Origin of the sequence: Micromonospora sp. LOL_014 (assembly GCF_048060245.1) — a bacterium.
Taxonomy (GTDB): Bacteria; Actinomycetota; Actinomycetes; order Mycobacteriales; family Micromonosporaceae; genus Micromonospora_E.
Window position 1 is genome coordinate 41,079 of sequence record NZ_JBHMIP010000036.1, and the last position, 12,225, is coordinate 53,303.

The following is a 12,225-nucleotide window of genomic DNA, read 5'->3' on the forward strand; positions in this document are numbered from 1 at the left end:
CAGCGCCGATTTGCGGCGCTTCGATCCCGTTCCCGAACGAAGAAGAGTCTGTCGGTCAATCTGCGCCAACGCAACAGTGTCGGAGCCATGTGGTAGAGATATGGCCAGTCAGTCGAATAGACCTCGGTCGACCGAGAGTTGACCTGCCAGACGTGCATGATCAATCCGCAGGTGATCAATTCCAGGAGGTGGCACCAATGTCCTCGGCCCTGTTGAACTCGTCGGTCCCGCGACGCCAGCTCGGTCGGGAGCTGCGTCGGCTGCGTGAGCGGCTGGCCCGGGTCCCGCAGACCACGGCGGCTCGGGAGCTGGACTGGTCGGCGACCAAGCTGCTGCGGATGGAGCGCGGTGAGGTGCCGATCCGCGCCGAGGACGTGGTGCTGCTCTGCGAGCTGTACGGCGCGGACCTGAAGACCGTCGAGGCGTTGGCCGCGCTGGCCCCGAAGACCAAGGAGAAGGGCTGGTGGCACGACTACGCCAGCATCCCGTCCTGGTTCGAGCTGTTCATCGGCCTGGAGGAGGCCGCCTCCCACCTCCGCGAGTACCACGTCGACCTCATCTCCGGCCCATTGCAGACCCGCGGGTACGCGACCGAGGTGTTCACGCGCAACCCGCTGCGCCTGTCGCCCGAGGTCATCGAGCAGCGGGTGGCGGCACGGCTGCAGCGTGCAAAGCTGCTCACCCGGATGGAGCCGCATCTACCCCGGTTCGACATCCTGCTGGACGAGGCAGCGATCCGTCGCCCGGTCGGCTCCGGGGTGGTGATGGCCGCCCAGCTGCGCCGGCTGATCCAGGTCGACGAACTGCCGAACGTCTCGATCCGACTGATCCCGTTCAGCGCCGGTGTCCACAGCGGATCTCTGACTGGCAGCTTCGTGATGCTCGACTTCCCCGCCGAGCTGGAGCCGACCACCGTCTACGTCGAGGGCCTCACCGGCGCGCTCTATTTGGACCGCCCTAATGAAGCCGATTCTTATACGATGGCCTTCGATGACCTGGCGGCCGCCGCGCTGGGTCAGGCCGCGACACGTGACCTCCTCGCCCGGACCGCAAAGGAGTACGAGTCATGATCGATTTGTCCACCGCCACCTGGCGCAAGAGCACCCGTTCCAATGCCCAGGGCCACTGCGTCGAGGTGGCCGACGCCACCTGGCGCAAGAGCAGCCGCTCCAATGATCAGGGCGACTGTGTCGAGGTGGCCGATGCCACCTGGCGCAAAAGCACCCGTTCCAACGATCAGGGCCAGTGCGTCGAGGTGGCCGACGAGTTGGGCGGGGTGGTCGGCGTGCGGGACTCCAAGGACCCGGCCGGGCCGGTGCTGGTGATATCCCCGGCGAGCTGGTCCGCCTTCATCACCGCCACCAGAACCAGCACCTTCACCGCCTGACCGCTCGCTACCGGCGACGGCCCTCACGATGTGAGGCTGAGATACCTATCGGCAAACGGGATAGGTATCTCAGCCTCACATCGGCGTCAGCGCAGCGCGTTTTTGATCTTGCTAGCGGCCTTGTCCATGCCCTGCATCACCTTCTGCGCCGTACCGCTGCTGAGCTGCAGGAGCATGCTGGCGCTCAACGCCTTCTCGACCTCGGACAGGCCCTCCTGCGCCGACCCGCTGAGCCGGGTGGCAGCCGCCTGCATCACCTGCCTGGCCTGGCTGTCGCCGGCCTTCTCGGCGCAGTTCGTCAGCGACTGCGCGTTGAGTACGTCGAGTGACAGGGTGGCGAACGCGGCGTTGAGCCCGGCCGTCTCGAAGGTCAGCTCGTCACCGGAGCCGTTCAGCAGGAACGACGCGATGATCTTCTCGTCCATGCCGCCGGTCATCCGGGCGGTCGGGCTGACGTACTTGGGCATGCCGCCCAGCTCGCCGATCAGCGCCTCCCAGGTCTGCATCCGCTCGGTCGCCGAGGTCCTGAGCCGGTTGTACAGCCCCGCCAGGATCGGGTTGGGGGTGCGCCGGGCCAGCATGCCGAACAGGCAGACCCCCATCAGGTCGTGGGTCATCCACGCGGAGAGCTGATCGGCCAGGAACGGGCCGTTCAGGCCGCTGCCGGCGGCGAAGGCGGCCAACTGCTCGTCGTCCACCGCCCGCTCCGGCGTGACCGTCGCCATCGGGCCCGGCTTGATCATCGCGCCGGTCTCGGTACGTAAGGCACTGCGCGTCATCGCACGACTTCCTCTCGAACCTTCTCGCGGGCGTACTGCTCGGCCGGGTACGGGCCGTCGGTGATATTGCGGTACTCGCGGCCGTTGCGCTGCGCGTTCTCGTCGATGACCTGCTCACTGGGTGCGCCACCGGCGTTGACCGTCGCCATGTGCTTGATGTAGCGCTCCGGCCACTCGGCGACGAAACCGGTGCCGAACGTGGTGATGTCCACCTGTTCGGCGATCACCTCGCGGATGAAGTCCTTGTTCGGCTGGAACTTCGTCGGCTGGGGCATCTCGGCGGGGAGGATCTGCTCCGGCTCCCGGCCGTCGTAGCGGCGCAGCAGGTCGGCCGCCACCTTGAGCTGCTCGATCTCCATCGCCAGGTTCAGCTCCCAGACCTGTTTGATCCGGCGGTCGTCCTCGTCCTGGGCGAACGACCAGTACATGTAGCACTCGTTGTACTCGTGGTGGACGAGCTGCTCCAGCCAGCTTTCCGCCGGGTCGAGCATCGATTCGTACTGCGTGACGTGCTCCTCCTCCACCATCGCGATCTCCAGGTAGAGGCCGCGGGTGATCGGCTCGACGAACTCCGGCCCTACGTTCATGTAGTAGTTCATCGTCTGCTGCTCGGCGGCGGTGATGGTGATGGCGTGCATCCGCGACAGCGGGTCGACGGTGTGCTTGTCGTAGTGCTTGCGGATGTTGTCCTCGGGGTGGCGGTGGTGGTGCGACGTCGGCCGCCCCGGCATGACCTCGGTCAGGTAGTCGACGATCGCCTCCGCCTTCTTGCCCTGAGTCAGCTCGTAGAGGTTGGAGTAGCGGTAGAGGTGGTCGAAGTCCTCCAGCAGGCCGAACTTGTAGTTCTGCCGCAGGTACGGGTCGGGCTCGTTGCGGGCGACCCAGGCGGTGATGTCGGTCGCCACCTGCTCGTACCCGAGCACGACCTCCAGCACCGACTCCTGGCCGGGGATCAGCCAGTTGACCGCCTTCTGCTGCTGTTGCTCGATGTAGCGCAGGTAGGCGAGCTTCTGCCGTAACTCGAGGTCGTCGACGTGCCGGTTCATCTGGTGGCTGAACATGATCGCCTCCACCTCGATCCCGTTCATCACGATCACCCGGCACCGGGTGTACGGATCGACCCCGTGCGGCTCGTACGGCTCGACGTTGAGTTCCGACCAGCTCCGCAGCTGTTTCTCCAGCGGGATACCGGTTTCTTCGAGCGGGTTGAAACGCATCGCCTCTCCTTCTCGGGGCCGTCCGACACATCGCCGGCTGCCTACTGCGCCGGCGATGGAACGAAGGCTGCCGACCCACACAAATCACACCATTTCCTGCGAGCTGTCTGCAGCGGAACGGCCGGATGGCGGCGGCCGAACCTCAACGGCGGCGGACGGTCAGCTGCCCGGGTTCGCGCCGACCCGGCGGGCGGTGGCGGCGGCAGCGGACAGCGACTCGTCGACCGTGCCGGCCCGTTGCCGTACCGCCGCCAGCGTCTCCTTGACGGTGCCGAGCGCACCGAGCAGCTGGGCCGGGTCGCCGCCGGCCAGCACCCGCGCCACCAGCGCCGCCGCCTCGTCGGCCTTCGCGGCGGCCGCGCCGATCCCGCCGTGGACGGTGCGCAGCTTGTCGCCGGCCAGACCCAGCGTGGTCAGCACCTCCGCCGGTGAGGCTTCCCTCGGCACCGGCACCACGGTGGCCGCCGCCTCGTCGAGCGTGCCGGCGGCCCCGGCCAGCCCGGCCTGCAGCTCCTTCAGCGTGTTGCGTACCTGGATCATGCCAGCCACGATGCCGCTGAAGCCGCCGGTCGCCGCCTGGCCAGCGACCCGCTCGGCCTCCTCCTGCGCCGCCGCGGCGGCCGACCGGGCCCGCTCGACGCCCGCCCGCATCGACTGCAGATCCTTGCCGACGCTGTCCACCGGTGCTGCCACGATCGCTCTCCTCACCCCGTCTGAGCTGCTGTTTCCCATGGTGCGGGGTGGCAGGCGGAAAAGCCGGCAGACTAGCCCTCGGCTGCGGTCGTGTCCGCCGCCTGGCCCTGGTACCAGGCGAGCTTCTCGCCGAGGCGGGCCCGCCAGCGGTGCAGCTGTTCGATCTGCTGCTCGACCGCGTCCGCGTGCTCGCGCAGCAGCGCGATCCGCTCCGGGATGGTCCGCGGGTCACGGCACAGCTCGCCGTAGCGGCGTAGCCGTTCAATCGGCATCCCGGTGTCCCGCAGGCAGCGCAGGAAGTCGAGCATGCCCAGGTCGTCGTCGCTGTAGACGCGGCGCCCGCTGGAGTTGCGGGCGACCGGCGACAGGATGCCCTCCCGTTCGTAGTAGCGCAGGGTGTCAATCGAGAAGCCGGACCGGGCCGCCGCCTCGGCGGGTGAGTAGGCCGTCATACCGCCGACGGTACCGCTTGACCTGGAGCGCGCTCCAGGTCGCAGGGTGGACCCATGACGTACGAAAACAGCACGCCGGCACCGGCCTCGCCGCTGGTCCTGGGCGCGATGATGTTCGGCACCCGGATCGACGAGGAGACCTCCTTCGCCCTGCTCGACCGGTTCGTCGAGCGGGGCGGCGAGTGGATCGACACCGCCGACTGTTACGCGTTCTGGGCAAGCAAGGACGGCCGGGGCGGCGACAGCGAACGGGTCATCGGGCGGTGGCTCGCCGCCCGCCCCGGCGTACGGCAGCGGGTGCGCATCGCGACGAAGGTCGGGGCCGAGCCGCTGTGGGCCGGATCGTGGCCGCGGGTGCGGGCCGGGCTGAGCCGCCGCGCCGTCGCCGACGCCGTCGCCGGCAGCCTGGACCGGCTTGGCGTGGACAGCGTCGACCTGCTCTGGCTGCACCAGGAGGACCGGGCCACCCCGATCGAGGAGACCGTCGACACGGTCGCCGGGCTGGTCGCGTCCGGTGCCGTACGCCGGGTCGGCGCGTCCAACCACCCAGCCTGGCGCATCGAGCGGGCCCGCTCCCACGCCGCCGCCACCGGCACCCGGCCGATCGACGCCCTGCAACTCAACGCCACCTACCTACGGGCCCGCCCCGGCACGCTGCCCGAGGGGGTGGTCCATCCGTTCGGCCTGCTCAGCGACGAGCAGCGGGACATCGCGCAGGCGTACCGGATGGAGGTGTGGGCGTACACGCCGCTGCTGACCGGTGCCTACGACGACCCGGCCAAGCCGATCCCGCCGGTGTACGACCATCCCGGCAGTACGCGGCGGCTCGCGGCGCTCGACGACGTCGCCCGGGACACCGGCGCGACCCGCGGCCAGGTGGTGCTGGCCTGGCTGGTGGCGCAGGGCATCCGCCCGATCCTCGGCGGCAGCAAGCCGTACCAGTTGGAGGCGGCGCTCGACGGCGTCACCCTCGCCCTCACCGACGAGCACCTCGCCCGCCTGGCCGTCGCCGGCTGACGATGCTGACAGGTTCCTGACGGTTGGCCGGGATTCTGGCTCGCATGAGCAGATATCGACAGATGCGTCCGATGAGCCGGCTGGCCGAACCGTTGCTGGCCGCGCTCGCCGTGACGGCGATCGGGCTGTCGGCCGCGTGCGGCGGCGGTGACGGGAGCGCGGGTGCCACCGGTGCCCAAGGGGCGGCCGGTGACACCGGCGACAGTGGCGTCGCCTCAATCGCGGGCAGCGCTGGGCCGGACGCGTCACCATCGCCGCAGGCCGAGCGTCCGTTGATCCGCCCCGACACGTCCGCCGAGGAACAGGAGCGGCTCACGAACCTCTGGCTGCAGTGCTTCGAGGACAACGGGGTATCGGACACGGAGCGGAAGACGAGAGCGGACACCCCGGAGGTGCGGCAGGTCGCCGAGGACTGCGCACCGCTGGAACCCGAACGGCTGTGGCAGCGTTCCCTGCGCCTGGACCCCGAGTATCCGGACAAGCTGCTGGCCTGGGCGGAATGTCTGCAGGACCGGGGCATCGACGCGTTCGTCGACGGAGACTTCCTGTCACTCGCCGATGGACTGCCGGCCGGCACCGAGGTCGAGGACTGCGAAGCGGAGGCGTTCAGCGGGAGCTGACCGGCGACCGGGCCGGGAGGCGTACGGTGACGTGCGTGCCCCGGCCCGGCTCGCTGGCCACGGTGATGTCACCGCCGTGTGCGCGGGCCAGCTGCCGGGCGATCGGCAGACCCAGCCCGCTGCCGCCGGTACGCCGGCTGCGCGAGGCGTCGGCCCGCCAGAACCGGTCGAACAACTTCGGCAGGTCGGTGGCGGCGATCCCGATCCCGGTGTCGACCACCTCGATGGTCAGCCAGTCGTCGCGTACCGCGCACTCGACGGTGACCGAACCCCCGGCCGGGGTGTGCCGCACGGCGTTGCCCACCAGGTTGCCGACGAGTTGCCGCAGCCGTACCGCGTCGAGGACGACCTGCGGATCGCCGTGCACCGTCCCGGTCAGGGTGACCCCGACGGTGGCAGCGGTCCCGCGGTTGGCCTCGACGACCTGGCTGAGTACGTCGCCGACGAAGGTCGGCTCCGGATGCACCGCGAAGGTGCCGTCGTCAGCCGCGGCCAGGTCCCGCAGGTCGTCGATGACATGCTGCAACAGGGTCGCCTCCTCGGTGAGCAGTTCGAGGGTGTGGGTGTCGGCCGGTGCCAGCCCGTCCTGGGCGGCCTCCAGCCAGGCCCGGATGTTGGTCAGCGGCGACCGCAGCTCGTGGGCGACGTCGCTGACCATCGCCCGGCGTTGCCGCTCCAGCTGGTCCCGCCGGCGTGCCAGGTCGTTGAAGGCGGTGGCGAGACTGCCGATCTCGTCCCGGGTGGTGACCGGGACCGGGCGTTGCCTGTCCACCGGCGCACGGGCCGCTGCGGCCAGTGCCCGCAACGGCCGGACCAGCCGCATTCCGACTCCGACGGTGACCGCCACGGTGAGCAGCAGGACCAGCCCGGCGATACCGGCGATTCGCAGCAGGTTCCCGGTGGACAGGTCGGCCGTCGGTAACCCGGGGTCGGTGGCCGTCGCATCGGTGACGAACAACAGCACCGGCGGTGCCACGTACGCCCGGAGCTGGTCGTGCAGACTCGTCCCGACGCAGGCGCGGGCGGCGGCTTCGGTCGGCGCACCCGGCAGGGTACGCAGCACCTCGACCTCCAGGCTCGGAGTGATCGCCAGATCGATGCTCGCCGCGGCCGGGCCGAGGCAGGTCTCGGTCCGATCGAGAAGCTCGGCCAGCGGGGCGACCTCGCTGGGGAACGGTTCGCGCAGCAGCGCCGGCTCCGGGCAGACCAGCGACCGGCCACGGTCGGCGTCGGCGTCGGCGTCGAGGATCGCAACCGTCGACCGGCCGCCCGGCAGCTCGACGATCTCGGCAGTGAGTCCCGCCCTGTTGACCAGACAGCCCCGATGGTCCTCGGCTGTCTTGCGGATGCCGGCGCGTTGGTCGTCGCCCAGCTGGTACGGCCCGACGACCCGGCTGTCGATGCTGGACCCCTGACGGCTGGCGGCGAGCGCCGGGTCGAGGTCGAGCGGGTCGACGATGGCCGACGGGCGGGCGTCGCGCAGTGCCGGCCCGGGTGCCGACTCGGCGACCGGGTCGCGGGTCACCGGGTCGAGCAGCACGATCCGCCGGCCGGTACGCGACGCGAGGTCGTCGACGACCGGCGTGACCGCCGACCAGTCGCGGTGGTCGATCGCGTACGTGATCATCTCGTCGTAGACGCTGACGTCGTCGGCGAGGGACTGGCCCTGCTCCTTCTCGATCGCCCGGGTGGTCGTCGCCACCGTCAGCCAGGCGGTGGCGACGACCGCGCAGACCGTCAATAGCACCGACGTGCCGAGTAGCCGCAGCATCAGGCTGTGCCGCAGCGGCACCCGCGCGGCCGGGGTCGGCTCACCCACCGGCGGGGTCGCGCAGCTTGTAGCCGACGCCGTACACCGTCACCAGGTACGCCGGTCGGCGTACGTCCGGTTCGATCTTGCGGCGTAGGTTGACCATGTGGGTGTCGATGGCCCGCTCGGTCGAGTCCCGGTCCACGCCCCGGGTGTGCTCCAGCAGCTGGGCCCGGGTGAAGGCCCGTTCCGGCTGTTCGACCAGGGCGGCCAGGATCGCGAACTCGCCCGGCGTGCAATTGACCGGTCGTCCGTCGACGGTGACCTCCCGGCGGACCGGGTCGACGGCGAGTGCACCGACCCGTCGTACCCCGTCGATGGTGCGCGGCACCCGGTCGACCCGGCGCAGCAGCGTCCGGACCCGGGCCATCAGCTCCCGCGGCGAGTACGGCTTCGTCAGGTAGTCGTCCGCACCCAGGTCGAGCCCGCGCAGCAGGTCGTCCTCGTCTGCACGGGCGGTGAGCATCAGCACCAGCAGGTCCGATTCGCGCCGCAGGATCCGGCACACGTTCAGCCCGTCCAGGCCGGGCATCATCACGTCGAGCACCAGCAGTTGCGGCCGGTGCCGGCGGGCCTGGTCGAGCGCGTCGCGCCCGTCGTGGACCACTGTGGTCCGGTGTCCGTCGGACTCGACGTAGCGGCGCAGCACCTCGGCCTGCCGCCGGTCGTCCTCGGCGATCAGCACATGGGCAACCACGGGGCGAACCATACTGCGTGTCAGCGTCGGCGCGGCGGTGGGAAATCGCACCAGACCGGCCTGACAGGTTCCTCACAATTGCCGGCGACGCTGGCCGGCATGGTGTTCTTCCTGCGAAGGGTCGCCGGTCGCCGGTGGCGTCGGCCGCTGGTGTACGGCCTGCCGGTCGTGGTCGTGGTGGCCGGATTGGTGGTGACCGGGACGATGGCCCGCTGGGGCTGGCCGGGTCGGGGCGCGACGGCCGAGGCGGACGCCGCGACGGCGGAGCCGGTCTGGGTGGCGACGACCGAGGTGGTTCGGATGGACATCTCCGACGCCCGGGAGCTGGTCGGCACCCTCGGCTACGGTGCCGCCCGACCGGTGCGGGGCTCCAGCGACGGGGTGCTGACCTGGCTGCCTGAGCAGGGATCCGTGATCGAACGCGGTGAGCAGCTGTACCGGGTGGACGATCAGCCGGTGCTGCTGTTCTACGGCGGTACGCCGTTGTTCCGTTCCCTCGATCAGCCGAATCTGGTCGGTCGCGACGTGCGGGTGGTCGCTGACAACCTGAAAGCGTTGGGCTACCAGATCGGCTGGCAGCCGCCGGTCGGCAGCGCCGTCGCGGTGCCGGCGGCGCCGCCGTCGGACCAGGACGGTGCGGCGGAGCCGACCGGCGAGAGCGATGCGGCGGCGTCGCCGGACGAGGGGGATGTGGCGCCGACCCCGAGCGGCGGCACGGCCATCGTCCGGTCCGGAGACGCCGTTCTCACCCCGGAGCTGATCTCGGCCATCGAGAGCTGGCAGCGGGACCGTGACGCGCCGGCCACCGGGGTCGTTCAGGCCGGGGACGTCGCCGTACTGCGGGGCGAGGTCCGGGTCGGCTCGGTCGCCGCGCTGCCCGGCGACAGCGCCGCGACGGACATCATGTCGGTCACCCCTACCGACAAGGTGATCACGGTACGGGTGGAAGCTGGCGAGGCGACCGGGATGGCGCCCGACGCGTCGGTGACGATCACCCTGCCCGACGGCGCGGCCGCCCCCGGCACGGTGACCGCGGTCGGCACCGTCGCCGAGGAGTCAGAAGGTCCGCCGGGGCAGGGTCCGACGGTGGACGTCACCGTCGTGCCCGACGATCCGGCGGTGCTCGGCGGGCTGGAGTCCGCGCCGGTCCGGGTGCAGTTCCGCACTGAGCTGCGGGAGCAGGTTCTCGCAGTGCCGGTCGGCGCGCTGCTCGCGCTCGCCGAGGGCGGGTACGCGGTGCAGCTGACCGACGGCGCACTGATCGCCGTCGAGACCGGGCTGTTCACCAAGGGCATGGTCGAGGTCACCGGCGCCGGTCTCGACGAGGGACTGACGGTGGTGACCACGTCGTGAGCGTTCCGGTGCTGTCGGTCGTCCGGGCCGGGATGCGCTACCCCGGCGGTGTCGCCGCGTTGACCGACGTTGACCTCGACATCCACGCCGGTGAGCTGGTCGCCATCGTCGGCCCGTCCGGCTCCGGCAAGTCCACTCTGCTCAACATCATGGGCACCCTGGACCGTCCGACCAGCGGTACGGTCCGGCTCGGCGGGCACGACGTGACCACCTTGTCCGACCGGCAGCTGTCGGCGCTGCGTGGGCGCTGGCTCGGCTTCGTCTTCCAGCAGTTCCACCTCACCGACGGGTTGACCGCGGCGGAGAACGTCGCCACCGGGCTGCTGTACGCGGGCGTACCGCGCCGTCGCCGTCGGCCGTTGGCCGCCGAGGCGCTGGCCCGGGTCGGTCTCGCGCACCGGGTCGGGCACCTGCCCCGGCAGCTGTCCGGCGGGGAACGGCAGCGGGTCGCGATCGCCCGTGCACTCGTCAACGGGCCGGCGTTGGTGCTGGCCGACGAGCCGACCGGTGCGTTGGACACCGCCACCGGTCGTGCCGTGCTCGATCTGCTCATCACGCTCAACGCCGACGGCACCACCATCGCGGTAATCACCCATGACCGGGACGTCGCGGCGCGGTTGCCGCGCCGGGTGGAGATTCGCGACGGCCGGCTGGTCGGCGACGTCCGTCAGCAGCCGGTGGCCGTGCCGTGAGCCGGATGGAATCCCCCCAACTGGTCGGAGCTGCGCCGGTGCAGCTGCCGCGCCCGGTGCGGATCACCCCGCTGGACCTGCTCCGACTCGGGCTGGTCGGGATCCGGACCCGCCGATTGCGGGCGGCGCTGTCGGCGCTGGGTATCTCGATCGGTATCGCCACGATGATCGTGGTCACCGGCATCCCGGCGGCCAGTGAGCGGGCGTTGCTGGCCGAGCTGTCCGCCCTCGGGGTGAACCTGCTACAGGCGACGGCCCAGCCTGACGAGGACGGGGTCACCCGGCTGCCGGTGGAGGCCCCGGCGATGGTGGCCCGGATCGGTCCGGTGACCGCGACCAGCGCGGTCGCCAACACCAACACGGTGATCCGCCGTTCCGACTGGATCGACCCACGCGACGGCTCCGGGTTGACGGTGCTGGCCAGCGAGAAGAGTTTGCCGGTGACGCTCGACGCGCGGCTGCGGACCGGCCGCTACCTTGACGCCGCCACCGAACGGCTGCCGACGGTGGTGCTCGGCGCGGTCGCCGCGACCCGGCTGGGCATCGTCGACCTGGGCCCGGCGGACTCCCCGACACAGGTCCGCGTCGGCGACGAGTGGTTCACCGTGATCGGCATTCTGGAGCCGCTGCCGTTGGCCCCGGAAATCGACCGGTCGGCGCTGGTCGGCTGGCCGGCTGCCGAGGAGAGGCTGGGCTTCGGCGGGCATCCGACGGTGATTTACCTGCGGGCGCACGAGCCGGCGATCGAGGCGGTGCGGGCGGTGCTGCCGGCGACGATCGACCCGCAGCGGCCGAGCAAGGTGCAGGTGACCAGGCCGTCGGACGCGTTGGCGGCCAAGCGCGCCACCGAGAGCAGTTTCGCGTCGTTGTTCCTGGCGCTGGCCGGGGTCGCGCTGCTGGTTGGCGGGATCGGGGTGGCGAACACGATGGTGATCTCGGTGCTGGAACGCCGGTCGGAGATCGGGCTGCGTCGGGCGCTGGGTGCGAGCCGGGGCCAGATCCGGGCGCAGTTCCTCACTGAGTCGGTGGCGTTGTCGCTGCTCGGCGGCCTCGCCGGTATGGTGCTCGGCCTGGCCGCCACCGCCGGCTACGCGATCGCCAACGGCTGGCCGGTGGTGGTGCCGCCCGGGGCGACCCTCGCCGGGCTGGGTGGGGCGCTGCTGGTCGGCGTCGTCGCCGGCGGCTATCCGGCGTTGCAGGCCGCCCGGCTGCCACCGACCCGGGCCCTGGCCACCGCCTGACCGCCCGTAGCGTCTGACCCTTGCCGAGCGGGCGGTCGCCGAGCCCACGGTCAGTTTGTGCGACGTCCAGCAGATCTTCACCCAACTGGCCCCGGAACCAGCGCAGGTACGGCGTACGACATGGCCGCCGGTGGCTCGGTCGACGCGACGCTACTGGTCCGGCGCTGGTAGTCCTCCTCCGCGAGGTGTTCACCCTTCAACCACGGGTAAGAGCGACCGGCAATAGGGTCCAAGATCCGGACATGCGGGTACCTGGAAGTAGTAGGC

13 protein-coding genes and 1 pseudogene are annotated in these 12,225 nt (G+C 70.8%); 8 read left to right on the forward strand and 6 right to left on the reverse strand.

Features of this window, described 5'->3' with window-relative positions:
* The first annotated feature begins 197 nt into the window (after positions 1-197).
* The 3 genes and pseudogenes from ACFHW1_RS25295 (at position 198) to ACFHW1_RS25305 (ending at position 1,387) form a co-directional block, all read left to right on the forward strand.
* The gene (locus tag ACFHW1_RS25295; protein ID WP_416616274.1) at positions 198-1,070 is read left to right on the forward strand and encodes a helix-turn-helix domain-containing protein; all 873 of its coding nucleotides are present in this window, start codon (positions 198-200) and stop codon (positions 1,068-1,070) included.
* A pseudogene (locus ACFHW1_RS25300) lies at positions 1,067-1,141 on the forward strand (DUF397 domain-containing protein); the annotation flags it as partial. The gene ACFHW1_RS25295 and the pseudogene ACFHW1_RS25300, both read left to right, overlap by 4 nt.
* Positions 1,136-1,387 (forward strand): DUF397 domain-containing protein, encoded by a 252-nt coding sequence (locus ACFHW1_RS25305; RefSeq protein ID WP_416567962.1) that lies wholly within the window; start codon positions 1,136-1,138, stop codon positions 1,385-1,387. The pseudogene ACFHW1_RS25300 and the gene ACFHW1_RS25305, both read left to right, overlap by 6 nt.
* Before the next feature lie 86 nt (positions 1,388-1,473).
* Here ACFHW1_RS25305 and ACFHW1_RS25310 read toward each other — a convergent pair whose 3' ends face one another.
* The 4 genes from ACFHW1_RS25310 to ACFHW1_RS25325 form a co-directional block, all read right to left on the reverse strand.
* Positions 1,474-2,166, reverse strand: coding sequence for a hypothetical protein (locus ACFHW1_RS25310; RefSeq protein ID WP_416616276.1), 693 nt, complete (start codon positions 2,164-2,166; stop codon positions 1,474-1,476).
* Complete coding sequence (locus ACFHW1_RS25315) at positions 2,163-3,383, reverse strand: hypothetical protein (RefSeq protein WP_416616277.1); 1,221 nt, start codon at positions 3,381-3,383, stop codon at positions 2,163-2,165. The genes ACFHW1_RS25310 and ACFHW1_RS25315 overlap by 4 nt, the downstream gene beginning before the upstream one ends.
* 159 nt (positions 3,384-3,542) lie before the next feature.
* Positions 3,543-4,076: a DUF6244 family protein gene (locus ACFHW1_RS25320; protein ID WP_416616279.1), complete on the reverse strand. Its 534-nt coding sequence runs from the start codon at positions 4,074-4,076 to the stop codon at positions 3,543-3,545.
* A gap of 71 nt (positions 4,077-4,147) precedes the next feature.
* The gene (locus ACFHW1_RS25325; RefSeq protein ID WP_416552001.1) at positions 4,148-4,528 is read right to left on the reverse strand and encodes a MerR family transcriptional regulator; all 381 of its coding nucleotides are present in this window, start codon (positions 4,526-4,528) and stop codon (positions 4,148-4,150) included.
* A 54-nt stretch (positions 4,529-4,582) separates the two neighbouring features.
* On the opposite strand from ACFHW1_RS25325, the gene ACFHW1_RS25330 reads away from it, so the two are divergent.
* Together ACFHW1_RS25330 and ACFHW1_RS25335 are read left to right on the forward strand one after the other, a co-directional pair.
* On the forward strand, positions 4,583-5,545 hold the full coding sequence (locus ACFHW1_RS25330) for an aldo/keto reductase (protein ID WP_416567945.1): 963 nt from the start codon (positions 4,583-4,585) through the stop codon (positions 5,543-5,545).
* Positions 5,546-5,589: 44 nt separating this feature from the next.
* Positions 5,590-6,165, forward strand: coding sequence for a hypothetical protein (locus ACFHW1_RS25335; protein WP_416551999.1), 576 nt, complete (start codon positions 5,590-5,592; stop codon positions 6,163-6,165).
* Here the strand turns inward: ACFHW1_RS25335 and ACFHW1_RS25340 are convergent.
* The gene (locus ACFHW1_RS25340; protein WP_416616281.1) at positions 6,152-7,984 is read right to left on the reverse strand and encodes a sensor histidine kinase; all 1,833 of its coding nucleotides are present in this window, start codon (positions 7,982-7,984) and stop codon (positions 6,152-6,154) included. The genes ACFHW1_RS25335 and ACFHW1_RS25340 overlap by 14 nt on opposite strands.
* Positions 7,977-8,672: a response regulator transcription factor gene (locus ACFHW1_RS25345; RefSeq protein ID WP_416551997.1), complete on the reverse strand. Its 696-nt coding sequence runs from the start codon at positions 8,670-8,672 to the stop codon at positions 7,977-7,979. The genes ACFHW1_RS25340 and ACFHW1_RS25345 overlap by 8 nt, the downstream gene beginning before the upstream one ends.
* 99 nt (positions 8,673-8,771) lie before the next feature.
* Here ACFHW1_RS25345 and ACFHW1_RS25350 point away from each other — a divergent pair, with 99 nt between their 5' ends.
* Genes ACFHW1_RS25350 through ACFHW1_RS25360 form a run of 3 tightly spaced genes read left to right on the forward strand, consistent with a single transcriptional unit; the run spans position 8,772 to position 11,958 of the window.
* A complete protein-coding gene (locus ACFHW1_RS25350; protein ID WP_416551996.1) occupies positions 8,772-10,025 on the forward strand; it encodes an efflux RND transporter periplasmic adaptor subunit in 1,254 nt (417 codons plus the stop codon).
* A 32-nt stretch (positions 10,026-10,057) separates the two neighbouring features.
* Positions 10,058-10,717, forward strand: coding sequence for an ABC transporter ATP-binding protein (locus ACFHW1_RS25355; protein ID WP_416552092.1), 660 nt, complete (start codon positions 10,058-10,060; stop codon positions 10,715-10,717).
* A 5-nt stretch (positions 10,718-10,722) separates the two neighbouring features.
* Positions 10,723-11,958 carry an ABC transporter permease gene (locus ACFHW1_RS25360; RefSeq protein ID WP_416551995.1) on the forward strand — a complete coding sequence of 412 codons (1,236 nt, stop codon included), beginning with the start codon at positions 10,723-10,725 and terminating at the stop codon, positions 11,956-11,958.
* The last annotated feature ends 267 nt before the right edge of the window (positions 11,959-12,225 follow it).